Genomic DNA, 23,579 nt, shown 5'->3' with positions numbered 1-23,579 from the left:
CCCTGCGCGCCCCCGGATGCGTCAGTCCGGACGGCCGTCGGCGAGCCAGCCGGCGAGGCCGCGCAAGCCGTCGCGCCAGCGTCCGAGGTCGGTGTCGTCGTGGTCCACGATCACCGCGAGAAGCTCGGCGACCGCGGCATCCGTCATCCCGGCGTCGTTCAGGGTGAGGGCACGGAAGACGCGGACGGCATCCGAATCGGGGAACTCGCGCTGCGCCCGCTCGAGCGCCGCCAGCGACTCGTCGAAGCCCCCGAGCCACCGCAGCGTGCTGGCGTACTGGCAGAGACAGCGGCGCAGGACGTCACCGCTGAGGCCGATCGACAGCGCGCGCTCGTAATAGCCGAGCGCCGTCTGCTCCTCTCCCGCCGTGTCGTACGCGCCGGCGACTTCGTAGACCACGACGGCCTCGTCGGGATGCTGCTCCAGAAGCTCGCGGAAGTACGCGATCGTCGGGCCCATGTTCCCGCGGTCGCGCCGCTCGTATCCGAGGTCGATCGCAGCCTGCAGCGCCGCATCCACTCCGGTGGTCCGCCCGTCGGGGGAGGTTGCAGGGTCATCGGCAGCAGTCGCGCACACCGTCCCCACCCTACCCAGGCCGAGGGCATATCAGCGGGCGGGGAGCCGCGTCAAGCCTCGCTGGGCGTCTCATGCCCGACCGTACGCTGGTGGGGCAATCACGTATGCAGCGGAGCCCGATGTTCGTCGCCTGATCGGCGCCCGGCATGTCGTGACGACCCCGGCGGGTCGGGGGAACGTCCTGCCGGGGTCATCGCACGCCCTCGCACGTTGCGCGTCGCCCGATCGGCGAGAGCGACGGGGTTCGCATGCCTGCGCCGCGCTACTCCGCGGAGAGTACGCGCAGATACGGCGGCGGCCTGATGACACGGAGTCGACGCAGGAACAGGATGGACCCGACATGCGAATCGTCGAACGAAAGGGACCGCCGATGTCCGCCGCATCCAGCAACACCTCCGAAGATCTCGTCCGGCGCTCTCGCGAGGCGCTCTCCGCGCTCGCGGCCCAGTTCCTGCTGGGGATGGGCGCGAACCTCCTCGGCAGTCCCGAAGACAACACCGGTGCGGCTCGCATCGTCGCGGGGATCGTCCTCGGTCTGCACGCCCTCGTCGGAATCGGGCTGATCGTGGTCGCCGTGCGCGCCTGGCTGGTGGCGCGACGCGAGGGGATCGCCCGACGCGCGGCGCTGTGGGCCTTCATCGTCATCATCCTCACGTTCCTCGCGGGGGTCGGCACCATGTTCACGGGCAGTGACTGGCTGTCGTTCGCGATGTCGGTGGGATTCGTGGCCGCCGCCGCGCTGTACGTCGCCGTCGGCGCCATCGCCCTCGCACGGCGGCAGTCCGCGCGGACGCAGAGCCTTTCGTAGACCCGGCAGCGGGACGCGCGGCCACCGTGCCACAGTGGAGCATGCGCATCGCCGACTTCGCTCCGCCCGACACCGCCGCCGCGCGGGCCGCGCGCAGCATCGCCGTCGAGTACCAGTCGAAGGCCATCACGGATCACGCCATCCGCTCCTGGCTCTGGGCCGAGGGATTCGCGGTCGTCGAAGGCCTTCGCGAGTTCGACCACGAACTGCTGTACGTCGCGGCACTTCTCCACGACATCGGCACGGTCACCGAGTACGACAACCACACGATCTCGTACGAGCACGCCGGCGGGCACGTCGCAGTCGCCCTCACGGCGGGAGCGGGATGGGATGCCGATCGCCGGCAGCGTGTGCTCGACGTCATCGTGCGCCACAACTGGCCGAGCGTCGACCCGGAGTTCGACGTCGAGGGGCACCTGCTCGAGACGGCCACCGCACTGGACATCTCCGGCGCGCACGCGGACGCGCTCCCTCCCGAGTTCCTGCTCGAGGTGCTCGAGGAGTACCCGCGGGGCCGTCTCGCCGACGAGTTCAGCGCGTGCGTGACCGATCAGGCCGAACGGAAGCCGACGACCTCCGCGCGCCGACTCGTCGACGGCGGGGTCGTCCGCAAGCTGCGGGAGAACCCGCTCGAACGTCTGCGCTGACCACCGGCGCTGCGTGGCACCCCCTCACGCAACCCCTGCCTCGGCGCCGGGCGCGTAGCCTGAGCGCATGGCCGTGACCGCTCGCACCGCACTCGAGGTCGTCGACTGGCGCCAGCGGGTGTTCGCCCTCTACGCGGAGGTGCGCCGCACGGCGAACGCCGGGGACGCTCATGTGCTGTGGCGCCGAGGCCGGGACGAGCTCATGCTGCGGCATCCCGCCACTCCCCTTCTCCCCGAGGACAGGCCGGGCTTCCTCGGCCTGCCGATCGCGCCGTACGAACCCGACTGGCGCTTCGAGCTTCCGATCCTTCCCGCCGAACCAGGAGGCTTCGAGTTCGCGACCGGCACCGACGGAATCGTGCCGTTCGAGCGGCTCGGCCGCGTGGAGATCCCGGATGTCGGCTCCCTCGACGTGTGGCGACTGGCCTCCTACGGCGGGGGGATCTTCATCCCGCTGCGCGACGCCCTCGCGGGACGTGAGGAGGGCACCTATGGCGGAGGCCGCTACCTGATCGACACGATCAAGGGTGCGGATCTCGGTTCCGACGCCGGGCGGGCCACGATGGTGCTCGACTTCAACTTCGCCTACAACCCCTCCTGCGCCTACGACCCCGCGTGGGCATGTCCGCTCGCCCAGCCGGGCAACGTGCTGGCGGCGCCGGTGCCCGTCGGCGAGCTCTACCACGGCTGATCAGCGGCGCAGGTCCTGGGCGAGCATCACGAGGATGCCGCTCGGACCCCTCAGGTACGTCAGCTTGTAGACGTCCTGATAATTCGCGACACCGCGAAGGGGGTGGCATCCGTGTCGTGCGGCGATCGCGAGGGCCTCGTCGATGTCGTCGACCGAGAACGCGACGCGGTGCATTCCGACCTCGTTCGGGAGGGTCGGCGCGGTCTCGATCGCATCGGGATGGATGTACTCGAAGAGCTCGAGCTGACCGTGGCCATCCGGTGTCTCGAGCATCGCGATCCTGGCGTGGTTGCCGTCGAGTCCGACAGCGGTGTCCGTCCACTCGCCGCTGACCGTGTCGCGGCCGACGACGGTCAGGCCGAGGTCGGTGAAGAAGGCGATGGCCGCCTCGAGGTCGCGGACGGCGATGCCGACGTTCTCCAGCTTGATGGGCATGCGGTGCATGCTACCGAGAGCCGTCGAGCCTCGTGCCGACCGGCGCATCCGCGCCTCTCGGCCGACGCCGGCTCGCGCGGGTCGGATGCGGACGGGCTGGGCGCCTCAGCCGGCGACGGGAGTGAGCTGGAAGACGGGGATGCGGCGATCCGTCTTCTCGAGGTAGTCCCCGAACTGCGGCTCCTCAGCGGCGATCGCGTCATACGCATCCCGCCATTCGTCCCCGGTGATCTCTGTCGCCGTGACGTGCACCGTGACGACGTCGCCGTCCACGAGCGCCTCGATCTCGAACGTGGGGTTCACGCGGAGGTTGTGGTACCAGGCGGGGTTCTCCGGCGCGCCGCCCTTGGACGCCACCACCCGCCATCCGCCGTCGGTGCGGAAGCCCACGACCGGATTGAGGTGAATCTCGCCGGATTTCGCACCGATCGAATGCAGCACGATGAGCTTCGGGCCCCAGTAGTTCTCGGTGCCCTTGCTCGTTCTGAACGTGTCGATGACGTCATCATTCCAACCCATGGATGCGTCAACATCCAGGCCTCGCGGAACCTTCCGAGGATGTCGGGCGTCTTGGACACGGACGTCGCCGCGACCTGAGCCGACGGCGAGGAAGGCCGTCCCGAAGCACAGCTCGGTCCAGGAGGCATCCGACAGGCTGTCCTGCATCGCGGAGCGGATGGTCTCCCAGGGGCGCCGGTCGATCCACTCGTCGAGGGAAGCCGAGGTGCCGACCGCGGCGATACCGAACCGCGAGACCCAGCCGGGCGTCGCATCCGGCAGCTTGAGGTCGAGCACGACCCAGCGCCGCCCGCGCGACAGCGCCGCGGCGCCCTGGGCGACGACACGGCCGCACTCCGGCACCTGCGTCAGCGCGTAGGTGGACAGGATGACGTCGACCCCGTCGGGGAAGACGTAGTCCGCGGCATCGGCCTGCACGAGGCCGACGTTGCCCCATCCGCCGGCTGCGACGCGACTCCGTGCCCGCGCGAGCATGGCATCGGTCAGGTCGACGCCGACGATCCGCCCGTCGGGGCCGATCGCCTGTTCGAGGAGCGGGAAGTTGAGACCCGTCCCGCACGCGAGATCGACGACCAGATCGCCGGCGCGCAAGCCGAGGGCACGGATCGCACGCAGGCGCTGCGCGTGCTGGGGATAGCCGGGCACGGGCGAGAGCTGCGAGATGAGGTCGTAATGCTTCGCCTTGCGTCGGTACACCTCGAGAAGGTGCTCGCGGGTGCGCTCGGAGGTGCTCATGACGCACGTGCCCTCATGCCCGCGTCGGCCTCGACGGCAGCCTTGATCCCCGCCATCTCGATGTCGCTCACACGCTGGATCTGGCGCGCGAGCGCGAGCGCGGGGACGACGCGCATGACGTTGGCGAGGTCCACCTCGACCCACATCATGGCATCGGTGCGCCCGGCATCCACCGGTTCGAATTCCATCCCCCAGCGCGCCGGTGACGTCCACATCGTCCCCGCGAACGCCATGGACCCGGGTGGATCCACAACGGCCACGTGCTCGCGGCGGCGGTGACGCACGCCGAGGTCCCTGGCGCGCTGCTCTATCCACCCGTTCGCCGTCAACGGGCCTCCCCCGCTCACCCGGCACTCGACCACGGTCGGCGCCCATTCCGGCCAGCGCCCCACGTCGCACAGGTACGCCCACACGTCGACGATGCTCGCGGCGACGGTGAGGCGACTTTCCGTTCTGACGGTCATGGGCTCGACCTCGGTTGGGCTGATGCGGCTGTTCGACGGTCCCATCCGTAACACGAGCCGGCGGCGCCGACGGTTCACACTTCGGCCTAGAGCGGTGCGGATCACTCGTGCTCGGGCAGCAGCGGCGTCGACCAGCCCGGATCACGGCCGAGCTGCGCGGCGCGTGAGACCGATGCCGCGCCGAATCGATCGCGCACCGCATCCAGCACGGTGTCGAGGCGCACGCCCTCGTCCCAGTCGATGGGAAGCTCCGGCTGCACGCTGTCGGCGCGCGCCAGCTGTGTCAGGGACACCCCGATCAGGGTGATCCCGCGCTCCTCGATCTCGGGCAGTGCCGCAGCGAGCAGGCCTCGGGCGAGCGTGAGCAGCACCGCGGTGCGGTCGGTCGGCGAGCGAAGGCTGCGCGAGCGCGTCGCCTTCGCGAAGTCTCCGTAGCGCAGCCGCAGCACGACGGTCCGGCACACCCGGTCGTGGTCGCGCAGTCGCCGGCCGAGCCGGTCGACGATCTGGGTGAGGAACAGGTCGAGCTCCGCCGGCGACCGGGGACGCGTGCCGAGCGCGCGCTGCGAGCCGATCGATCCGCGCCGTCTCGTCGTGTCCACCGGACGCGGATCGCGCAGCCGGGCGAGCGCGTGCAGGTGCGCACCGGTCGCCCTGCCGAGCAGCCGTTCGGCGGTCGCCGCTTCGAGCTCGGCCAGCTGTCCGACCGTGTGGATGCCGAGCCGGTGCAGCTTCTCGGCGGTGACGGCGCCCACGCCCCACAGTCGCTCCACGGGCAGCGGAAGCAGGAACTCCTCCTCGCGCTCGGGCTCGACGACGAGCAGTCCGTCGGGCTTGCTGACCGCGCTCGCGACCTTGGCGAGGAACTTCGTGCGGGCCACTCCGACCGAGATGGCCAGTCCGACCTCCGCCCGCACCCGCGTGCGCAGCGTCACGGCGATCTGCTCCGGCGTGCCGGAGATGCGCCGCAGGCCGCCGACCTCCAGGAACGCCTCGTCGATCGACAGGCCCTCCACGAGCGGTGTCGTGTCGCGGAAGATCGCGAACACGTCCTTGCTCGCCGCGGAATACGCATCCATCCGCGGCGGCACCACCACCGCGTCGGGGCACAGGTCGCGCGCCTGCCGGCCACCCATCGCGGTACGAACCCCGCGCGCCTTCGCCTCATAGCTCGCCGCGAGCACGACACCTCCGCCGACGATGACCGGGCGACCGCGCAGTTCGGGCGCGTCCCGCTGTTCGACGGATGCGTAGAACGCATCGAGGTCGGCGTGCAGCACGGTCGCCTCGCCCCGCATCCCGCCTCCGTCCATCGAACCTATGTGCGAATCATCGCACGCCGCACCGACATCCGTGCCGACGATTCCGGATGCGGCGACGGCAGGACGTGCTCGCGGCGGGTGTCCAGCCCGGGGTGGCCGGCCGGATGGCAGGATGGTGAACTCAGCGACTACCCGACGACGTCATGCGAAACCTCATCCACATCCTCCGAACCCGTCTGCGGGCGGCCTGGCCGGCCCGCTCCGCCCGCCGCGCGCTCATCGACGTGCTGATCGTCGTCTTCGCCGCCGCAGGGGCGATCGCCCTGTCGCTGTGGCTCACGCCCATGCAGAAGGTGACGACGGCCGGCCAGACCGTGTATGTGGGCGTCACCGCCCCGACATGGAGCCTCTCGGGACCGGGACAGCTCGACCTGTTCGGCCAATCGCTTGCGACGACAGTCCAGTTCGACGGACCGATCCGGCCCCGGCTCACCCTGTCGCACATCACGCTGTCGGAGCAGCTCACCCAGTTCGCCGAGGGGAAGGCCGCCCCCGCCACGCTCGAGAGCGCCCTGATCGACGGGTGGCAGCGCTTCTTCATCTGGCAGCTGGTCATCGTCGCCGTCGCCGCACTGATGATCGCCGGCGCCGCCGCCGGATGGCTGCGGCACGGCTGGCGGGAGACCACCGCGCTGCTGGCGGGGACCCTCGTGCTCGCGCTCGCCGTGGATCTCGGCGGCGTCATGGTCACCGCCTACAGCGCCCCGGCCAAGCTCGAGGGGATCAACTCGCTCCAGGATCTCGTCGGCGGGTCACCGGCGCTGTCGCTGCGCTCGGCGCCTGTCAGCCCGGCGGATGCGGTGGAGCGCGTCGTCGTGATCGGGGATTCGACGGCCGCGGGCCTCGGCAACCGCCCGCTGGTTCCCGGCACCGACGAGGACAAGGCGTGCGGCCGCAGCCGAGACGCGTTCGCGGTGGACCTCGCCGTCGTCAACGGCTGGACGGTGACGAACCTGGCGTGCAGCGGCGCGTCGATCGGCAACGGAGTCCTCGGTCCGCAGTCGCTCGGCGATCGCACGATCCCGGCGCAGCTGCGGTCGCCGGAGATGGCGAAGGCCCAGGTCGTGATCGTGAGCATCGGCGCCAACGACGTCGAATGGATCTCCATGCTGCAGCTCTGCGCCGTCTCGGCATCCTGTTCGGACAACGCCCAGCAGGCGTTCTTCCAGCAGCAGCTGGCGACCTTCAGCAGCGACTACCTGCAGCTGCTCGACCAGCTGCAGCTGCTGCCGTCCCACCCGCTCGTCGTGATCAACCAGTACTACGACCCTGTTCCCGGCAGCGTGCAGTGCCTGAAGAAGCAGGGCATCACCCCGGCGAAGCAGAAGTCGCTGCAGGCCGACCTCGCCGCCTTGAACACGATCCTCGCGGAGGGCGCGAAGGCCGCCGACTTCGCGATCGCGAAGCCCGACTTCACCGGGCACGGCGTGTGCACGCCGTTCCCGTACGTGCAGGGCGTGACGGATGCCGCGCCTTTTCACCCGACCCCGAGCGGAGCGCTCGCGATCGCCCTCGCAGACGAGCACGCCCTGCGCCTGCGCTGAAGCAAACTCCATGAGTTACTAGCCTGTCTAGCGATTCGGGCGTATTCTCGAATGACCCCGAGGCGGGCTGCGGAGCTCTTCACGGGGGCCACTGACAACGGGAGGCGGAGCGGCGATGCAGAAGCTCTACTTCGGATCGTTGGTCGTAGACCTGACCGACGAGACCGCCGACCTCTTGTGGGCGTACCAGGTGGAGCTGGCTGCTCGCGATCGCTCGGCCGCCGTCGAGATTCCGGTCTCCACCGGCGGCACACCCCTCACGCTTCGCCTCAACCTCTCCGCGACGACACCGCTCGCCATCCTGCCCGTGCCCGGATTCACGGAGCCTCTGACAGAGCGCGAGGCCGCGCGCGTTCAGGCGGAACTGCTCGATGTCATGCGTCTGCAGCTCGCCATCCTCGACCACGAGGATCGCACGGTCGCCTGACTCGCGGCCCTCTCGCGCCCCGGTAGGGGTGAATGGGCGATGGCGGGGATGAATGACCTCGAGGGGCGCCTCTCCGCCCCGCGCAGAAATGCCGATCCCGCCTCGCGGAAATGGGACAGAAGTATACGCGGAACTCACGCCTGGGGGAATCTCAGAGCATTCTGAGATTGATCATCGTATGGTGGGCCGCGCTCCATTCACCCGACCCAGGAGGATCCATTGGCTCGCCACGTCATCACCAGCATCACCGACGATCTGGACGGCTCGGACGACGCTTCGACAGTCACCTTCTCGCTGGAAGGCCGGTCCTATGAGATCGATCTCTCGAAGGACAACAGGGCCGCGCTGGAGAAGGCTCTCGCGCCGTTCATCGCGGCCGGCCGCTCTGCCGGAGCCGCGTCCCGCAGCACCGGCCGCCCGCGTCGTCGTGGCAATCGCGAAGACAATGCCGCGATCCGGGAATGGGCACGCCGAAACGGACATCAGGTCAACGAGCGCGGGCGCATTCCCAGCAGCATCGTCGCAGCCTACAACTCCGCGAATTAGTCGACGCTTCGAAAAGCGGGATGTCCCGCGGGCTCTCCGCGGGACATCCCGCTTCCGGGCTGGGGTCGTCGAATCCGCCTACTTGCCGGCCTTCGGGCCGTGCTGCGGCGTCCGCTGGGACTTCACCGCGCCCGCAGTGCTCTTCGAGGCGGCGCCCTGCGCGCCGGCCTGGCTCGGGTGACCCCGATTCTGATCCTTGCCGGTGGAGGCGGCCACCGCAGCGGGCGTACCGCCGCCGTCGGACGTTCCCGCATCCACGGCGGCCGCGGGAATGTCCGAGGGCCACGTGGCGGGCACGCCGCTCGGCACCGTTGCGGGCACGACCCTCGTGGCGCCGTGGTCGCCCACGCCGCCTGCGGCCTGCATGGCGATCCCCCCGCCGAGGATGAACAGGCACGCGAACGCCGCTACTGCGAGGTATGAGAGGGCCATGAGCGGACGGCGTGCGCGCGTCGTACGGCTCCGTCGCAGCGGAGCTCCCGGGGGCACGGCCACGTCACCCGCGACGGTAGGAGAGGCATCCGGAACCATCGACCGGGGCGAAGCGGGAACCGACGCGACGGTAGCCTCCGCGGATGTCGGCACGTCGATCGGAAGGAGCGCCACGGCCGCGGCGACATCGCGCGCCGTGGGCCGCGCATCCGGGTCGTCGGCCGTCATGCTGCGGATGAGCTGCGACCACCGTGGGTCCAGTCCCTCGGGGATGCCAGGCGGCTCCAGCAGACGGGCCATGACGGCGCCGATCCCGGAGGCGTGCGGGAACGCGCGCTCTCCCGTGAGCGCCTCGAGCAGCACGAGGCCCAGCGCGTAGATGTCGGCCGCAGGCCCGCTGCGCTCGCCGCGCACCTGCTCCGGCGCGAGGTAGGCGCCCGTGCCGAGCACGAGGCCGGGCGTCGTCACGGACGGCGAGTCGGTCAGCTGGACCAGCCCGAAATCCGCCAACTTCACGTCGAAGCAGACGCCGGGCATGGACGACGGCGGCAGCAGGATGTTGGACGGCTTCACATCCCGGTGCACGAGGTTCTCCCTGTGCACCACCTGCAGTGCCGCTGCGAGCTCGGCGGCCAGGTGCGAGACGTGCGCGGCCGGAAGCGGGCCGTCGCGCAGGACGCCGGCGAGCGTGGATCCCTCCACGAACTCCATCACGAGGTACCGCGACCGACCCGCGTCGATGCAGGCGTCGAGCAGGGTGACCAGCGAGTGATGATGGAGTGAGGCCAGCGCGCTCACCTCGCGATGCACACGCAGGGGAGACGCGAGCACCTCTGCGTCCGGCCGCATCAGCTTGATCGCGACCGTGCGGCCGAGGAGCATGTCCTCGGCGCGGTACACCTCGGCGGTGCCGCCGGCACCGACGCACTCCAGCAGCTGGTAACGGCTGTCCAGCAGAGCCACCGTCTCAGGGTGTTCGAGCCCGGTCACGCGCTTGTCCTCCCCACCAGGAATCGCGACAGCATTGCGCTGGCTCCAGACAAGCTACCGTCGTGGCGCGATCGGGAATCGGGGGTTGACAAGCGGACCGATGATCCTCCGGATTCGGACGGATCAGGATTCGGAGGGCACCAGAGGAAGTTCGGGTCCGTAGTTCCACGAGAGGATGGCGGGCTGCTCGCGGTAGAAGCTGAGCACCGAGACGGACCCCGCATCCAGCGTGATCTGCGCGCCGAAGCGAGGAGCCAGCCGCAGATAGACGGCCGTCAGAATGCGCAGGAAATGGCCGTGCGCGACCAGGGCGACGTCCCCCTCCCCCATGGCGGGCAGCACACGGGTGAGCACGCGCGAGGCGCGCGCGGCGACCTCCTCCACGGTCTCGCCGGGCGTCTGCCCGCGAACGACGCCGTGCGTGAACGCGCTCCAGTTGTAGCCGAGCTCGGCGCGGATCTCTCGCGTGGTGCGCCCCTCGTAGCCGCCGTAGTCCCATTCGACGAGCAGCGGGTCGATCCGGGCATCCAGACCCGCCAACTCGGCCGTGCGCCGCGCGCGCTGCAGGGGGGAGGTCAGGACGAGCGAGAAATCGTAGCCCGTGACCAGCCGGCCCGCGCCGCGCGCCAGGTCTTCGCCGTGCGCAGTGAGCGGGATGTCGGTCAGACCCGTGTGGCGGCCTTGCCTGGACCATTCCGTCTCGCCGTGGCGCAGCAGCACCAGCTTTCCCGAAGGGTTGTCGGGGGCGGGGCGATCGGGCAGCGGATCATCGGTGGACACACGGCCACGGTACGACGCTCCTGCGCAAAGGGCGAGCGCCGTCGCGGAGACCGAGCACGCAGGTGCGGCATGCTCGGCGGACACGATGAGAGGAGCAGACAGAAGGACGGCGAAGTTCGGACGTGACCCGCTAAGTTGGCGAACAGGCGGACCGTCGCAATGGCGCCCGCAAGGCCCGATCGAATGGAAAAAAGCGATGTTCAACGACAATGGGTCGTTTCTTCTGGCCCTTTTCGAGTTCTTCCTGTTCTTCGCCTGGTTCATGTGCCTGTTCTGGATCTTCGGCGACATCTTCCGAAGCTCCGACATGGGCGGCGGTGCGAAGACCGCTTGGGTGATCTTCGTCATCCTCGTTCCGTGGCTCGGAATCCTGGTCTACCTGATCGCGCGCGGCGGCGGAATGCAGAAGCGTCAACTCGAACAGGCGAAAGCGATGCAAGCGGCTCAGGCCGAATACATCCAATCCGTGACCAAGTCGTCCGGCGGATCCGCGACCGAACAGATCGCCTCCGCGAAGTCGCTCCTGGACTCCGGAGCCATCACGCAGGCCGAATTCGACACGCTCAAGTCGAAGGCCCTCGCCCAGAGCTGATCGAACGCCGACACGGCGAGATCCGCGTGAACCGGCATCCCGGAGCGACGAGGGGATGCCGGTTCACCGCGATCTGTTTCCGCAGCCGGAGTGCGCGATAATCGCTCCCATGAGGCTGCAGACGCTCGCACTCACCGCCGCCTCCCTACTGCTGGCGGTGGGCACCGTTCTGGTGTTCATCGCGTTCGACTCGCATTCCCATTCGACGAGCGACACGATCCGCCCGTTCATCGTCACCATGGTGCCCATCTGGGCCGCGTTCGGGCTGACCGTCTGGGTGGCGGTGCGGGCCGGGTCCGGACGGCGTGACGGCGATTAGGCCGGTCTCGATCAGCGGGCGGTGTATTCCGTTCGGCGTCGCGTGCGGTGGCAGCGTCGCCGTCGAAGCGGGGGGTGCCATGCGCAGGAGCTACCGGATCCACAGCACCGGACTCGCGGTCGTCCGGGTCGTCCTTCTCATGGTGCGCCTTCTCATCCGAGTCGGCGGCACGATCGCGAGGCACGTCTCTTCCCCGCCCGGCGGGTCTGCGGCGGCGCGCATCTGACAACGCGCAGAATTCGACTTCCCGGGATTCGGCAGCTCCACCGGTCGCGACCGGCACGAGGGGCGGCATCCGTTCCTGTGATGCGCCTGGCAGGTGACCCCCATTCTCCGGCGTGCCCCTGCCTTCTGTCAGCCGTCTTAGCGTTCGGCACCTTGACTGCATCGAGCGTCCCGGCACCCGGGCGCGGGAAGGACATCATGATCCAGACCGGACTGGTCGACCCTCTAGGCCTCATCCAGGCCGCCGGTCCCTGGGCGCTGCTGGGAGTCTGCGCGATCGTCTTCGTGGAGACCGGCCTGCTGGTCGGCTTCTTCCTCCCCGGGGACACGCTCCTCTTCTTCACCGGCGTGCTCGCACTCACCGGGCACTTCAGCGAACCGCTCTGGCTGATCATCCTCGCGGTCATCGCGGCGGCGTTCCTCGGTGATCAGGTGGGGTACGCGATCGGCCGCCGCACCGGGCCCGCAGTGTTCGAGCGCAAGGAGTCCGGCTTCTTCAGCAGGGCCAGCGTCCAGCGCACGCAGGGATTCTTCGATCGGTTCGGTCCCCCCGCCGTGATGTTCGCCCGCTTCGTAGCCGTCGTGAGGACGTTCGCCCCCGTCGCGGCCGGAGTCGGACGCATGCGGTGGGGCCTGTTCTCGGTGTTCAACCTCGTGGGTGGGGCGGTCTGGGCGACGGCCGTCATCCTCATCGGCTACGGACTCGGGCACATCCCGGCGGTCGCAGACTTCGTTTCGAGCTACCTCGATCTCATCCTCATCGGCATCGTCGTCATCTCCCTCGTCCCTGTGCTCGTCCGGGTGATCGCGCTGCGGCGCGCCCGTACGGACTCCTAGGGCGGCACGGGTCGCCGAATCGATCGGCGTCGGAATCGTCGATGCCTGCGCGAGGTTCAGCACCCGCAGTGCGAAGATCCGTCAGCGGCGGTGAGCGTGGTAGTACGCGAGCAGAGCCCGGGTGGACGCATCCTGCGCCGCCGCCGCCTCCGCGTCGCCTTCGATGGCGGGCGCGATCTGCAGTGCGAGCTGCTTGCCGAGCTCGACGCCCCACTGGTCGAACGAGTTGATGCCCCAGACCTCCCCCTGAGCGAACGTGATGTGCTCGTAGAGCGCGATCAGCTCACCCAGGACGCGCGGGGTGAGGGCGTCCGCGAAGATCGACGTGGTCGGCCGGTTGCCGGGGAAGGTGCGGGCGGCGACAAGCGGTCCGGTGGTGCCTTCGGCCTCGACCTCTTCGGCGGTCTTGCCGAACGCGAGCGCCTTGGTCTGGGCGAGGAAGTTCGCGAGGAACAGGCCGTGCACGTCGCGGCCGTCATCCTCGAGCGGGTAGGCGGGGTTGGCGAACGCGATGAAGTCGGCGGGGACGAGTCGCGTGCCCTGGTGGATCAGCTGGTAGAACGCGTGCTGGCCGTTGGTGCCGGGCTCGCCCCAGAACACCTCCCCGGTGTCGCTGGTGACCGGTGACCCGTCCCAGCGCACGGACTTGCCGTTGGACTCCATCGTGAGCTGCTGCAGGTAGGCCGGGAAGCGGCTCAGCTGCTGCGCGTACGGGAGCACGGCGTGCGTCTGCGCGCCGAGGAAGTTCGTGTACCAGATGTTCAGCAGGCCCATGAGGACGGGGACATTCCCGCCGAGCGGAGTCGTGCGCACGTGCTCGTCGACCGCGTGGAATCCGGCGAGCAGCTCGTGGAACACGTCGGGGCCGAGAGCGATGGCGAGACAGGTTCCGATGGCGGAGTCGACCGAGTACCGGCCACCCACCCAGTCCCAGAAGCCGAACGCGTTCTGCGGGTCGATGCCGAATGCGGCCACCTTGTCGAGCGCCGTGGAGACCGCGATGAAGTGGCGGGCGACCGCATCCGTCCTGGCCTCTTCGGACGCGACATCCACCGCCTGCTCGCCGAGCCTCGCCCACAGCCAGTCCCGCGCCAGTCGCGCGTTCGTCAGCGTCTCGAGGGTGGTGAATGTCTTCGACGCGACGATGAACAGCGTCGTCTCGGGATCGAGGTCGGCCGTCTTCTGGGCCAGATCGGTGGGGTCGATGTTCGAGATGAAGCGGGCCTGAATCGCGGCATCCGCGTAGGGCCTCAGCGCCTCGAAGACCATGACCGGCCCGAGGTCCGATCCGCCGATGCCGATGTTCACGACGTGCGTGACGCGCTTGCCGGTGACACCGGTCCACTCGCCCGAGCGCACCCGGTTCGCGAACGCGGCGACGCGATCGAGCACGTCCTGCACGTCCGTGTCGACGTCCTGTCCGTCGACGACGAGCTCGGGGGATGCACCGGCCGGGCGGCGCAGCGCCGTGTGCAGCACGGCTCGATCCTCGGTCGTGTTGATGTGCGCACCGGCGAGCATCGCGGCGAAGCGGTCGGCAACGCCCGTCTGCTCGGCGAGGCGGACGAGCGACGCCAGGACCTCGTCGGTGACGAGGTTCTTCGACAGGTCGACGTGCAGGTCCGCCAGCGCGAAGGTGAACCGCTCCGCTCGGCCCGCATCCTCGGCGAACCACGCGCGCAGATCGGGCGCGAACGTCGCTTCGTGGGCGGTGAGCTCCGCCCAGGCGGGAGTGCGGGTGGCGTCGATGGGCGCGGTGCTGTCGGTCACCCGGTTCACGATACTTGTCCGCGGTGCCGATGGTCCGCCTCTACCGCGCCATCGGATGCAGGGATAAACTCCGGTCGGGGGCCACGTTCGCGCGCCCGAATCGCCGATGCGTTGCGCTTGGCCGGCGCAGGGATGACAACGCCTCCGGACGGGAAATCATCATGTTCGAGAACCTGATGGCGACGGCTGTCCTCCCGGCAGCGGACCTCGATCGAGCGCGGGCCTGGTGGCACGACGTGCTCGGCCGCGACCCGGTCTACGCCGACGACGAAGGCGGCAATATGTACTACGACGTCGGGGGCACCATGGTCCTGGTGTACCGGACCGACTTCGCGGGGACGGCTCAGAACACCGCGTTCAACCTCGTGACGGACGACATCGATCGCGACACCACCGCACTGCGCACCCACGGCGTCGTCTTCCACGATTACGACATGCCCGGGTTGAAGACGGTCGACGGGATCGCCGACCTCGGCGGCATGCGCGGTGCGTGGTTCAGCGACAGCGAGGGCAACATCTTCGCGATCGGCCAGCCGACACCCGAGATGATGGAGATGGCGAAGAGGATGCGCGCCGACTCCGCGGGCTAGGCCGCTCCGTCCGCCGATCATCGTCCCGTCAGCTGCTGCCGCAGCCGTGCCTTCTCCGAGTCGGGGAGGAACGAGGCGGCGATCGAGTTCTCGCAGAGCTTGTCGAGATCGCCGTCTGTCAGGCCGAACGCGTCCTGGATGCTGCGGAGGTTGTCGTCGAGATAGCCGCCGAAGTAGGCCGGGTCGTCGGAATTGATCGTGACGCAGAGCCCGTCGTCGAGCATTCGCCGGATGGGGAGCTCGGCCACATCCTCGACCACCCGCAACCGGACGTTGGACAGCGGGCAGACGGTCAACGGGATGCGGTCCGCGACCAGCCGTTGCACGAGCGCGCTGTCGTCGAGGGCGTGGATGCCGTGGTCGATGCGCTCGGCTCCGAGGACGTCGAGCGCCTCCCACACGTAGTCGGCGGGCCCCTCCTCGCCGGCGTGCGCGACGACGTGCAGTCCGGCGGCACGAGCATCCGCAAAGACGGCTGCGAACCTCGAGGGCGGGTGGCCGGCCTCGGCGGAGTCGAGCCCCAGCCCCGTGACCGCCACGTCCGCCGAGAGCACGGCCTCGAGCATGGCGTGCGCGGAGTCGACAGGCTGGTCGCGGAGGACGCACGCGATGATCGAGCTGGAGATGGCGAGCTCCTCGCGGGCTCGATCCATCGCGCGGCGCAGACCGCGCAGCACGGTGGTCTCCGCGACACCCCGCACCGAGTGCGCCTGCGGATCGACGAACAGTTCGACGTGTGCGATGCCGGCGATGCCTGCGCGGAGGAAGTACGCCCACGCCAGAGCGAAGAAGTCGTCCTCGGAGCGGAGGACGCGCATGTTGTCGTAGTAGAGGTCGAGAAACGACTGCAGGTCGGTGAACCGGTATCGGCGCGCGAGGTCGTCCTCATCGGCGTACGGGAGCGTCAGCCGCTGCTGGCGCGCGAGCTGGAAGATGGTGGCCGGCTCGAGGGTGCCCTCGATATGCAGGTGCAGTTCGCAGAACGGGCGGTTCACGGCGTCGGCTCGTTCTCCCCGATGTCCTCGGCCCACAGAGCCGGGTGGGTCGCGATGAATGCGGTCATCATCTCGACGCACTCGGGGTCGTCGAGGACCGTGACATCCACCCCCCTGCTCCGCAGCAGGTCCTCCCCACCGAGGAACGTGCGGTTCTCGCCGATGACGACGCGCGGGATGCCGTAGAGAAGCACCGCCCCTGTGCACATGTCGCACGGCGACAGCGTGGTGACCAGGGTCGCCCGCGCGTAGTCGGCCGCCGGAAGTCGACCGGCGTTCTCCAGGCAGTTCATCTCCGCATGGTGGATGACGCTGCCGTCCTGAACCCGGCGGTTGTGCCCGGTCGCCACGAGCGCGCCGTCGATGAACAGCGCCGAGCCGATCGGGATCCCCCCGGACGCGGCGCCGGCTCGGGCGGCTTGGATCGCGGGCACCAATCGGGTTCGAGTGTCATCGCTCATGGCTTCGATTCCTTTCTCGCACATCACCGACGCAAGGATCGGCCCAAACGGGCGGCGGCGCAACCCGGGCAGAATGGATGCCATGACCTGGCTTGTCACCGGCGGCGCCGGCTACATCGGCGCGCACATCGTCCGCGCTCTCTCCTCCGCGGGGCTGGCACCCGTCGTGATCGACGACCTCTCGAGCGGCCACGAGGCATTCGTCCCTTCCGGCGTGCCGTTCGTCGAGGGAACGATCCTCGACCGCGCGCTCGTCGAGCGCACCCTGCGCGACCACGACGTCGAGGGCGTCATCCATGTCGCCGGGTACAAGTACGCGGGCGTCTCGGTGCAGCGCCCGCTGCACACCTACCAGCAGAACGTCGAGGCGACCCGGATCGTCCTCGAGGCCATGCAGGCCGCGGACGTCGCGAACCTCGTCTTCTCGTCATCGGCCGCCGTCTACGGCACGCCGGACGTGCCGCTGGTGACCGAGGACCTGCCCAAGCGGCCGGCATCCCCGTACGGCGAGTCGAAGCTGATCGGCGAATGGCTGATCCGCGACCAGGCGATCGCCCTCGACGGCGCCCTGCGCCACACGTCGCTGCGCTACTTCAACGTCGTCGGCTCGGGCGACCCCGTCGTCTACGACACGAGCCCGCACAACCTCTTCCCGATCGTCTTCGAGAAGCTGCTGGCCGGGCAGACGCCGCGCATCAACGGCGACGACTACGACACCCCCGACGGCACGAACGTGCGCGACTACGTGCACGTGGCCGACATCGCGGCCGCTCACGTCGTCGCGGCGCAGCGCCTCGCCGCCGGGGAGCCGGTCGAGGCCGCCTACAACCTCGGATCGCAGAACGGCCTCTCGGTGCGCCAGATCATGGATGCGATGGCCCGCGTCACGGGCATCGACTTCACCCCCGAGATCGGACCGCGCCGGCCGGGCGACCCCGACCGCATCGTCGCCACCGGCGACCTCGCGGCCCGCGACCTGGACTGGAAGAACCGGTACACGGTGGATGAGATGGTCCGCACGGGCTGGGAGGCCCGGCGCGCCGCATCCCTCGTCTGACACAACCGCCACCGCGTGAGGTGACCCGGCCGGAGCCCGAAGGCCCCGGCCGGGTCGCGTGATCCGCTCAGCCGCAGAGCGTGCCATCGTACGAGAAGGAGTACGTCCCGCTGACGGTCGTGCCGGCCAGCTGCCCTGTGACGACCGCCGTGCCTCCGCTCCCGGGCAGCGCCGCCGTCTTCACCGGGAAGGCCAGCTTCTCCGTCGCGCCGGCGGCGAGGCCCGTGAGCGTCTTGGTGCCGAAGTCGGTCGTCACCGCCACGTCGAGCGGCGTGTCCGCCGAATTCGCCGCGGCGACGAAGAGCTGCACGCGGTCCGCCACGCATCTCGTCGTGACGCTCAGCCGCACGTCGAACGGCAGCACCGGTCCGACCTTCGCGGACGCCGTCGCGCCCGGCCAGAGCGGCTTCGTGCCGCTGACGACCGCCGCCACCGTGGCCCCCGCATCCGCCGCCGTCAGCGTGTACGTCGCACCGTGCGCACCGTCGATGGGTGCACCGTCGCGGGTCCAGCCGATGGTCGATGCCGTCCACGGCGTCGACCAGCTCGCCGTCAGCGTACGGCCGACGATCGGCGCGCCGGCGATCGAGACGGTCAGCGGCTGCGGGTCGGGGACGGTCTCCGGTGCCACGCTCGACAGCGTCGGCGCGACCCGCTGGAAGAGCCCGTCCGCTCCGATCGCGAGGCGGTCGATCGTCGTCTCCCGGTGCTGACCGTCGCCGCCCGGGATCGCGAACCGGTGGTACGCGATGTACCAGTCGTCGGTGCCCGGGACGTTGATGATCGAGCTGTGACCGGTCGCCAGGATGCCCTGGGACGAATCCTTCTGCAGCAGCACCCCTCGGGCGGTCCACGGGCCGTTGATGCTCGCGGACGTCGCGTAGCCGACGCGGTAGTCGGGCGACCCGGTGTCGTCGATCGAGTAGGTGAGGTGGTAGACCCCGTTCCGGTAGTTCATGAAGATGCCCTCACGGAAGTCGGTGAGCCCCGAGATCGCCGCGATCGTGCCCGGCTTGATCGACGTCATGTCGTCGCCCAGCTCGGCGTACAATGGCTTGCCGTTGCCCCAGAAGAGGTAGTACTTGCCGGTCTGCGGGTCCTTGAACGCCGCCGGATCGATCGCCTGGCCGCTCGTGACGGACTCGTTGTTGAGGATCATCGCCGTCGGCTGCGCCACGAACGGCCCGTCGGGGCTGTCGCCGACCGCGACGCCGATCGTCTTGCGGTTGTAGGTCGGGTTCTGCCCGCTGAAGTACAGGTAGTACTTGCCGCCCCGCTCGATGACCGTCGGCGCCCAGGCGTTGCCGGTCGCCCACGGCACGTTGCCGTTCGCCCCGTCGAGCGTCAGCACCGGATTGTCGGAGCGCGACCAGTTCACGAGGTCGGTGGACTTCCAGACGTAGAGGGTGTTGCCGCCCCATCCTGCGTACCCGTCCGACGTCGCGTAGATGTAATACGTGCCGCCGAAGACCGCGATGTTCGGGTCGGCGTACAGCCCCGGCAGCACCGGGCTGTCGACCGGCTCGGCCCGCAGGGTCCACGTCGCCTTCGTGCCGTCCGGCGCTGTCAGCGTGTAGACGACGGGCTGGGACAGGTCGACGACGTCACCGGATGCGGGGGATGCGGTGACCCCGGCGCCGACCACGAAGGTCGGAGCCAGCTTCGTCAGGTCGGTTCCCGGCTTCACCGGGTAGACGACCGTGCGGCCGGTCGCTTCCGTCACCGGATCGGTCTTCAACACGCTCGGGTCGGTCAGCGACGCGCCGACGAGAGCGGTCGTGTTGCCCGAGTCGGCGAGGATCTCCGCCGGGGTCAGTGCGCGGTTGTAGAGCGCGAACTCGCGGAACCTGCCCGTGAACCTCTTGTCGGCCGAGTACACCGAGCGTCCGAGGTAGTTGGCGGCCGTGAAGCCGCTGCCGATGTCCTTCGGCAGCGTCGTCACGCCGGTCTTCGCGCCGACCTGCACGCCGTCGAGGTAGATACGCGCCGTGCCGCCCTGCAGCGTGTAGGCGAGGTGCGCCCACCTGCCTCTGGGCAGAGCGCTGCCCTGGGTCACCGTCTGCTCGGTGGTCCAGTTGCCGGTCGCGATGCTCGTCCGGTACGCCGAGTTGCCGGTCGTGAAGAGGTACCCGCTGCCGGTGCCCGACGCATCCGTGTTGCCGAATCCGTAGAGGAAATAGCTGCCGGTCTGCGCGGGGTCGATCCACACGTCGGCCTCCACGGTCGTGTCGGTCACGCCGGCGAGCAGGTCGTCCGGCATGTCCACGTAGCCGTCGGTGCCGCCCAGAGCGAGCGAGCCGGACGACCACGTCGTGCCGCCGACGATCGTGCCGTCGTGGCCGTTGCCCGTGCGGTCGTGGACGACGCTGCCGGATCCGTCGGTGAAGTCGTACCGCAGGATCTGTCCGTCGGCATCGGCCTTCGCCGGAGCCGGCCCCGCGCTGAGCGCGGCGAGCTCCGCGGCCGTCACCGGGAGCACCGTGCCGTGGCGCGGCTTCGTCGGCAGGGTGTAGCCCGTCGAGACCTTCCAGTTCGGAGCCGCGATGTCGGGCGTCTCGAGCGGGATGTAGCCGCGGCCGCCGTACTCGTCGACGAAGAGGTAGTACTTGTCGCCGTTGACGTCACCCGGGTTCGACTTGAACACGGTCGGACCCTCGACCGCCGCGGTGCCGGCATTCTTGCCGATGCAGGAGGCGACCATCTTCCAGTCGGGCAGCGTGGCGCGCAGCTGCGTGGAGCTCTCCTGGATGATGTCGCTGCATCCCGTCGTGCCGGCGCCCTCGTCCTTCGTGAACCGCTGGTAGACGCCGTTCGCCTTGATGACCGTCGAGTCGATGCGCGATACCCCGTCCTGCCAGATCTGCGGCGTCGAGAACGTCACGAAGTCGCGGGTGGTGGAGTACAGCATCCGGTTGTAGGTGCTGCCGGTGTGACCCGGGTCGTCCGCCGCGTACAGTTTCGACGCCCAGAACACGACGTACGCGCCGATCGTGTCGTCCCAGTACGCCTCGGGCGCCCACGTGTTGCCGGCGTTGTCGGGCGAGACCTTCACGTGCCGCTGCGCCCCCCAGTGCACGAGGTCGTGCGACTCCCACACCTCCAGGTAGAGGCTGCCGGTGCGCTGCGAGGCATCCCACGACGTGCCGCTGCCGATCGAGAGATCGGTCGCGATCAGGTAGAACGTGTCGCCCTCGGGAGAGCGGATGACGAACGGGTCGCGCAGACCCTTCGTGCCGTACTGCGAGGTGAGCACGGGGCGCCCGCCGTTGACCTCGTTCCACTTCAGGGCGTTGTTGCCCTGGCTGGCGGCGAAGTAGATGTTCTCGCCCGCGACCGTGTCGCCCGTGAAATAGGCGAAGGCGTAGCCGGCCATCGGTGTGGACGGGACGGCCGCGCGCACGTGCGCGGTGAACGTGCGGGTGGTGGATGCGGTGCCCTTGACGAGCGACGCCGTCAGCGTGACGTCGGTGTCGGCGGACTGCCGGTGCACGACGCCGTCGGCCGCGACGACATCGGGATTCGAGGACTGCCACGACAGCTGGATGCCGTCGGGGGCGGCCGGAAGCGTCAGGTTGCCCCGGACGTCGTCGATGTTGGTGATGCCGAGCGCGGCCGCCGCGTTCGCGACGGCTGCGGTGTCGCCCGGCAGAGCGAGGACGGTGGCCGTGAAGGCCTTCGTCGTCGAGGCGCCGCCGCGGGAGAGGGTGGCGGTGAGGGTCACGCCCACGTCGGCCGAGCCGGCCGCGGGACGGGTGACCGTGCCGGTCGACGAGATGGCCGGGTCGCTCGACGCCCACGAGATCGCCGCGCCGTTGGCCCCGGTGGTCGGGAGGTTCAGGTCGGCGGTCACGGCACTGAGGTCGCCGAGGGAGAGGGCCGCGGCATCCCGCTGCACGCGGTCGGCGTCGGACGGCTGCAGCGACGCGATCTCGGCCGCGGTGAGGGCGTGGTCGTAGACGCGGAAGTCGCGGAGGTTGCCGCTCAGGTACTTGTCGGCGCTGTAGACGGAGCGGCCGATGTAGTCGGCGGTGGTGTGGCCGCCGCCGATGCCGCCGGGGGTGGTCGTCACGGACGTGCTGCGGGCGACCTCGGTGCCGTCGAGGTAGAGGACCGCGGTACTCGAGGCGTGGTCGATCGTGTAGGTGAGGGTCTTCCATGTGCCGCGCGCGAGCGCCGCGCTGGAATTCACGCCCTGCTCGGTCGACCAGTTGCCGGAGGCGACGGCGGCGCGATACGTGTCGCCGGTCGCGAAGAGGTAGCCGTTGCCGACGCCGCCGGAGTCGGTGTTGCCGAACGCCCACAGCATGTACGGCGTGGACTGCGACGGCTTCACAAGCACCTGCGTGCTCACCGTGATCGAGCTGAGGCCGGCCATCACGTCGTCGGGCAGCTTGACGTATCCCGTCGAGCCGTCGAGGGCGAGACCCTCGCTGCCCGTCAGCGTCGCACCGCCCTTCAGGGTTCCGTCGCGTCCGTTGCCGGAGCTGTCGACGGCCGTCGTCCCGGTCGTGCCGTCCAGGGCGTAGCGCAGGACGAGGCCGGCGTCCGCACCGGCGGCGGGGGCCGCTCCTGCGGTGAAGCCGGCTGCGACCACGGCGGTGGCGATCAGGGCTGCGGCGGTGGTTCTCAACCTGCCGAACATCGTGGGCATCCTTGCTCCTCTGTCTGCTCCTGCGTCGGAGTACGAAGATGTTAGCGGTAACATCAACGTCGGACACACCATAGGGGCGGATTGCTCCGCACGTCAAACGTCGTTACGGACGAGTGCTGGCCCGCACGACCAGAGGGGCCGGCATCAGCTCGGGCGCCGTCGCCGACCCGGTCTCGATGGATGCCACGAGCATCGCGAGGGCGCGCTCACCCAGGGCGTCGAAGTCCTGCCGGACAGTGGTCAGCGGAGGGCGGTAATCCGCGGAATCCGCGATGTCGTCGAAGCCGATGACGCTGACATCGTCGGGCACGCGGCGGCCGCTCTCGGCGAGCGCGCGCAGCGCCCCGAGCGCCATCTGGTCGTTGGCCGCGAAGACGGCCGTCGCGTCGGCCGGGAGGTCTCGGGCGACGCAGAACCCGGATGCGGAGCTCCAGTCGCCGCGGACGAGATCCGGGATGTCGGCGCCCGCCGTTGTGAGCGCTTCGCGCCACCCGCGCTCGCGCTCGGCGGCGGCGAACGAGCCCTCGGGGCCGGCGATGTGGTGGACCCTCGCGTGGCCGCGGGCGAGCAGATGCTCGATCGCGGCGCGGGCTCCCCCGGCGTGATCGGTGGCGATGACGCCGACCCGGGCCGCGCCGAACGCGGCGTCCGGCGGGGCGTCGACCACCACCAGGGCGAGGCCGGCCGGGATGACGGCATCCTGCGCGAGACGTGTGGCCTCGTTCAGCACGATCGCGCCGTCGACGCCCTGCTCGCGGAGCTGCTCGAAGGCGTCGCCCACGGCTCCGCTGGGGCCGAGGGTCACGACCGCGAGTGCGTAACCACGGGATGCCGCGGCATCCGCCACCGCCTGCAGCATGCGGGAGTTCCCGACCGTCGCGAGCGTCGCGGCCACGAGGCCGATCGTCTGGGTGCGGCCGGTGCGCAGGGCGCGGGCGGCGCGGTGGGGCCGGTACTCGAGCCGGCGCATCGCGGCCTCGACGCGAGCGCGCGTGGCAGGGTCGACGCGCGGGCTGTCGTTGACGACGCGGGAGACGGTCTGGCCGGAGACGCCGGCGAGGGCGGCGACGTCGGCCATCGAGACCCGCTTCGGCTCCATGGCATCCCTCCCTGCTCGCCTGTCGCAATCCTCGCCTGCAGCCGTCGTTCGTGACAGCTGAACGAAC

23 protein-coding genes are annotated in these 23,579 nt (G+C 69.7%); 11 read left to right on the top strand and 12 right to left on the bottom strand.

The window, feature by feature from the left end:
• Positions 1 to 21: 21 nt before the first annotated feature.
• Positions 22 to 576 carry a tetratricopeptide repeat protein gene (locus tag SM116_RS04025; protein WP_320943179.1) on the bottom strand — a complete coding sequence of 185 codons (555 nt, stop codon included), beginning with the start codon at positions 574 to 576 and terminating at the stop codon, positions 22 to 24.
• A 370-nt stretch (positions 577 to 946) separates the two neighbouring features.
• Between SM116_RS04025 and SM116_RS04020 the strand changes: the two genes are divergently transcribed.
• The 3 genes from SM116_RS04020 to SM116_RS04010 all read left to right on the top strand — a co-directional run bounded on the left by SM116_RS04020 (position 947) and on the right by SM116_RS04010 (position 2,722).
• A complete protein-coding gene (locus tag SM116_RS04020) occupies positions 947 to 1,384 on the top strand; it encodes a hypothetical protein (RefSeq protein WP_320943178.1) in 438 nt (145 codons plus the stop codon).
• Positions 1,385 to 1,425: 41 nt separating this feature from the next.
• On the top strand, positions 1,426 to 2,031 hold the full coding sequence (locus SM116_RS04015) for an HD domain-containing protein (protein ID WP_320943177.1): 606 nt from the start codon (positions 1,426 to 1,428) through the stop codon (positions 2,029 to 2,031).
• Positions 2,032 to 2,098: 67 nt separating this feature from the next.
• A complete protein-coding gene (locus SM116_RS04010) occupies positions 2,099 to 2,722 on the top strand; it encodes a DUF1684 domain-containing protein (RefSeq protein ID WP_320943176.1) in 624 nt (207 codons plus the stop codon).
• Here the strand turns inward: SM116_RS04010 and SM116_RS04005 are convergent, their stop codons facing one another.
• From SM116_RS04005 to dinB, 4 genes are all read right to left on the bottom strand, one after another.
• Positions 2,723 to 3,157 carry a VOC family protein gene (locus SM116_RS04005; RefSeq protein ID WP_320943175.1) on the bottom strand — a complete coding sequence of 145 codons (435 nt, stop codon included), beginning with the start codon at positions 3,155 to 3,157 and terminating at the stop codon, positions 2,723 to 2,725.
• 105 nt (positions 3,158 to 3,262) lie between these two features.
• The gene (locus SM116_RS04000; protein WP_320943174.1) at positions 3,263 to 4,411 is read right to left on the bottom strand and encodes a nitroreductase/quinone reductase family protein; all 1,149 of its coding nucleotides are present in this window, start codon (positions 4,409 to 4,411) and stop codon (positions 3,263 to 3,265) included.
• The gene (locus SM116_RS03995) at positions 4,408 to 4,875 is read right to left on the bottom strand and encodes an SRPBCC family protein (protein ID WP_320943173.1); all 468 of its coding nucleotides are present in this window, start codon (positions 4,873 to 4,875) and stop codon (positions 4,408 to 4,410) included. Before SM116_RS03995 ends, SM116_RS04000 begins: the two co-directional genes overlap by 4 nt.
• 101 nt (positions 4,876 to 4,976) lie before the next feature.
• Positions 4,977 to 6,173, bottom strand: coding sequence for a DNA polymerase IV (dinB, locus tag SM116_RS03990; protein ID WP_320943172.1), 1,197 nt, complete (start codon positions 6,171 to 6,173; stop codon positions 4,977 to 4,979).
• Between the two features lie 167 nt (positions 6,174 to 6,340).
• On the opposite strand from dinB, the gene SM116_RS03985 reads away from it, so the two are divergent.
• From SM116_RS03985 to SM116_RS03975, 3 genes are all read left to right on the top strand, one after another.
• Positions 6,341 to 7,741, top strand: a complete 1,401-nt coding sequence (locus tag SM116_RS03985; RefSeq protein WP_320943171.1) for a GDSL-type esterase/lipase family protein — start codon at positions 6,341 to 6,343, stop codon at positions 7,739 to 7,741.
• Between the two features lie 115 nt (positions 7,742 to 7,856).
• The gene (locus SM116_RS03980; protein WP_320943170.1) at positions 7,857 to 8,168 is read left to right on the top strand and encodes a hypothetical protein; all 312 of its coding nucleotides are present in this window, start codon (positions 7,857 to 7,859) and stop codon (positions 8,166 to 8,168) included.
• Between the two features lie 219 nt (positions 8,169 to 8,387).
• Positions 8,388 to 8,714 carry a histone-like nucleoid-structuring protein Lsr2 gene (locus tag SM116_RS03975; protein WP_320943169.1) on the top strand — a complete coding sequence of 109 codons (327 nt, stop codon included), beginning with the start codon at positions 8,388 to 8,390 and terminating at the stop codon, positions 8,712 to 8,714.
• A gap of 78 nt (positions 8,715 to 8,792) precedes the next feature.
• Here the strand turns inward: SM116_RS03975 and SM116_RS03970 are convergent, their stop codons facing one another.
• The gene (locus SM116_RS03970) at positions 8,793 to 10,136 is read right to left on the bottom strand and encodes a serine/threonine-protein kinase (protein ID WP_320943168.1); all 1,344 of its coding nucleotides are present in this window, start codon (positions 10,134 to 10,136) and stop codon (positions 8,793 to 8,795) included.
• Between the two features lie 123 nt (positions 10,137 to 10,259).
• The gene (locus tag SM116_RS03965) at positions 10,260 to 10,916 is read right to left on the bottom strand and encodes a histidine phosphatase family protein (RefSeq protein ID WP_320943167.1); all 657 of its coding nucleotides are present in this window, start codon (positions 10,914 to 10,916) and stop codon (positions 10,260 to 10,262) included.
• Between the two features lie 85 nt (positions 10,917 to 11,001).
• On the opposite strand from SM116_RS03965, the gene SM116_RS03960 reads away from it, so the two are divergent.
• The 3 genes from SM116_RS03960 to SM116_RS03950 all read left to right on the top strand — a co-directional run bounded on the left by SM116_RS03960 (position 11,002) and on the right by SM116_RS03950 (position 12,889).
• Positions 11,002 to 11,508 carry an SHOCT domain-containing protein gene (locus SM116_RS03960; RefSeq protein ID WP_320943166.1) on the top strand — a complete coding sequence of 169 codons (507 nt, stop codon included), beginning with the start codon at positions 11,002 to 11,004 and terminating at the stop codon, positions 11,506 to 11,508.
• Positions 11,509 to 11,617: 109 nt separating this feature from the next.
• The gene (locus SM116_RS03955; protein ID WP_320943165.1) at positions 11,618 to 11,827 is read left to right on the top strand and encodes a hypothetical protein; all 210 of its coding nucleotides are present in this window, start codon (positions 11,618 to 11,620) and stop codon (positions 11,825 to 11,827) included.
• 423 nt (positions 11,828 to 12,250) lie between these two features.
• On the top strand, positions 12,251 to 12,889 hold the full coding sequence (locus SM116_RS03950) for a DedA family protein (protein ID WP_320943164.1): 639 nt from the start codon (positions 12,251 to 12,253) through the stop codon (positions 12,887 to 12,889).
• Between the two features lie 81 nt (positions 12,890 to 12,970).
• Here the strand turns inward: SM116_RS03950 and pgi are convergent, their stop codons facing one another.
• On the bottom strand, positions 12,971 to 14,659 hold the full coding sequence (gene pgi / locus SM116_RS03945; protein WP_320943163.1) for a glucose-6-phosphate isomerase: 1,689 nt from the start codon (positions 14,657 to 14,659) through the stop codon (positions 12,971 to 12,973).
• A gap of 161 nt (positions 14,660 to 14,820) precedes the next feature.
• On the opposite strand from pgi, the gene SM116_RS03940 reads away from it, so the two are divergent.
• Positions 14,821 to 15,249 carry a VOC family protein gene (locus SM116_RS03940; protein WP_320943162.1) on the top strand — a complete coding sequence of 143 codons (429 nt, stop codon included), beginning with the start codon at positions 14,821 to 14,823 and terminating at the stop codon, positions 15,247 to 15,249.
• Between the two features lie 17 nt (positions 15,250 to 15,266).
• On the opposite strand, the gene SM116_RS03935 is transcribed toward SM116_RS03940, so the two are convergent.
• Entirely contained in the window at positions 15,267 to 16,244 is a 978-nt protein-coding gene (locus SM116_RS03935) for an adenosine deaminase (protein ID WP_320943161.1), read from the bottom strand.
• Positions 16,241 to 16,789: a nucleoside deaminase gene (locus SM116_RS03930; protein WP_320943160.1), complete on the bottom strand. Its 549-nt coding sequence runs from the start codon at positions 16,787 to 16,789 to the stop codon at positions 16,241 to 16,243. Before SM116_RS03930 ends, SM116_RS03935 begins: the two co-directional genes overlap by 4 nt.
• Here SM116_RS03930 and galE point away from each other — a divergent pair.
• The gene (gene galE / locus SM116_RS03925) at positions 16,788 to 17,762 is read left to right on the top strand and encodes a UDP-glucose 4-epimerase GalE (RefSeq protein ID WP_320943159.1); all 975 of its coding nucleotides are present in this window, start codon (positions 16,788 to 16,790) and stop codon (positions 17,760 to 17,762) included. The genes SM116_RS03930 and galE overlap by 2 nt on opposite strands.
• Positions 17,763 to 17,829: 67 nt before the next feature.
• Here the strand turns inward: galE and SM116_RS03920 are convergent, their stop codons facing one another.
• Together SM116_RS03920 and SM116_RS03915 are read right to left on the bottom strand one after the other, a co-directional pair.
• Positions 17,830 to 22,413, bottom strand: coding sequence for a family 43 glycosylhydrolase (locus SM116_RS03920; protein WP_320943158.1), 4,584 nt, complete (start codon positions 22,411 to 22,413; stop codon positions 17,830 to 17,832).
• A gap of 103 nt (positions 22,414 to 22,516) precedes the next feature.
• Positions 22,517 to 23,512, bottom strand: coding sequence for a LacI family DNA-binding transcriptional regulator (locus tag SM116_RS03915; protein WP_320943157.1), 996 nt, complete (start codon positions 23,510 to 23,512; stop codon positions 22,517 to 22,519).
• Between the last annotated feature and the right edge of the window lie 67 nt (positions 23,513 to 23,579).

This window comes from Microbacterium rhizosphaerae (assembly GCF_034120055.1).
Classification (GTDB): Bacteria; Actinomycetota; Actinomycetes; order Actinomycetales; family Microbacteriaceae; genus Microbacterium; species Microbacterium rhizosphaerae.
The sequence above is the reverse complement of the archived record's forward strand: the minus strand, read 5'-3'. Positions and strand labels throughout refer to the sequence as shown.

Bases quoted from the DNA above. Each gene is read 5' to 3' on its own strand.
- SM116_RS04020 (WP_320943178.1), top strand. From the start codon at position 947: ATGTCCGCCGCATCCAGCAACACCTCCGAAGATCTCGTCCGGCGCTCT.
- SM116_RS04015 (WP_320943177.1), top strand. From the start codon at position 1,426: ATGCGCATCGCCGACTTCGCTCCGCCCGACACCGCCGCCGCGCGGGCC.
- SM116_RS04010 (WP_320943176.1), top strand. From the start codon at position 2,099: ATGGCCGTGACCGCTCGCACCGCACTCGAGGTCGTCGACTGGCGCCAG.
- SM116_RS04005 (WP_320943175.1), bottom strand. From the start codon at position 3,157: ATGCCCATCAAGCTGGAGAACGTCGGCATCGCCGTCCGCGACCTCGAG.
- SM116_RS04000 (WP_320943174.1), bottom strand. From the start codon at position 4,411: ATGAGCACCTCCGAGCGCACCCGCGAGCACCTTCTCGAGGTGTACCGA.
- SM116_RS03995 (WP_320943173.1), bottom strand. From the start codon at position 4,875: ATGACCGTCAGAACGGAAAGTCGCCTCACCGTCGCCGCGAGCATCGTC.
- dinB (WP_320943172.1), bottom strand. From the start codon at position 6,173: ATGCGGGGCGAGGCGACCGTGCTGCACGCCGACCTCGATGCGTTCTAC.
- SM116_RS03985 (WP_320943171.1), top strand. From the start codon at position 6,341: ATGCGAAACCTCATCCACATCCTCCGAACCCGTCTGCGGGCGGCCTGG.
- SM116_RS03980 (WP_320943170.1), top strand. From the start codon at position 7,857: ATGCAGAAGCTCTACTTCGGATCGTTGGTCGTAGACCTGACCGACGAG.
- SM116_RS03960 (WP_320943166.1), top strand. From the start codon at position 11,002: ATGAGAGGAGCAGACAGAAGGACGGCGAAGTTCGGACGTGACCCGCTA.
- SM116_RS03955 (WP_320943165.1), top strand. From the start codon at position 11,618: ATGAGGCTGCAGACGCTCGCACTCACCGCCGCCTCCCTACTGCTGGCG.
- SM116_RS03950 (WP_320943164.1), top strand. From the start codon at position 12,251: ATGATCCAGACCGGACTGGTCGACCCTCTAGGCCTCATCCAGGCCGCC.
- SM116_RS03940 (WP_320943162.1), top strand. From the start codon at position 14,821: ATGTTCGAGAACCTGATGGCGACGGCTGTCCTCCCGGCAGCGGACCTC.
- galE (WP_320943159.1), top strand. From the start codon at position 16,788: ATGACCTGGCTTGTCACCGGCGGCGCCGGCTACATCGGCGCGCACATC.
- SM116_RS03930 (WP_320943160.1), bottom strand. From the start codon at position 16,789: ATGGCATCCATTCTGCCCGGGTTGCGCCGCCGCCCGTTTGGGCCGATC.
- SM116_RS03920 (WP_320943158.1), bottom strand. From the start codon at position 22,413: ATGCCCACGATGTTCGGCAGGTTGAGAACCACCGCCGCAGCCCTGATC.
- SM116_RS03915 (WP_320943157.1), bottom strand. From the start codon at position 23,512: ATGGAGCCGAAGCGGGTCTCGATGGCCGACGTCGCCGCCCTCGCCGGC.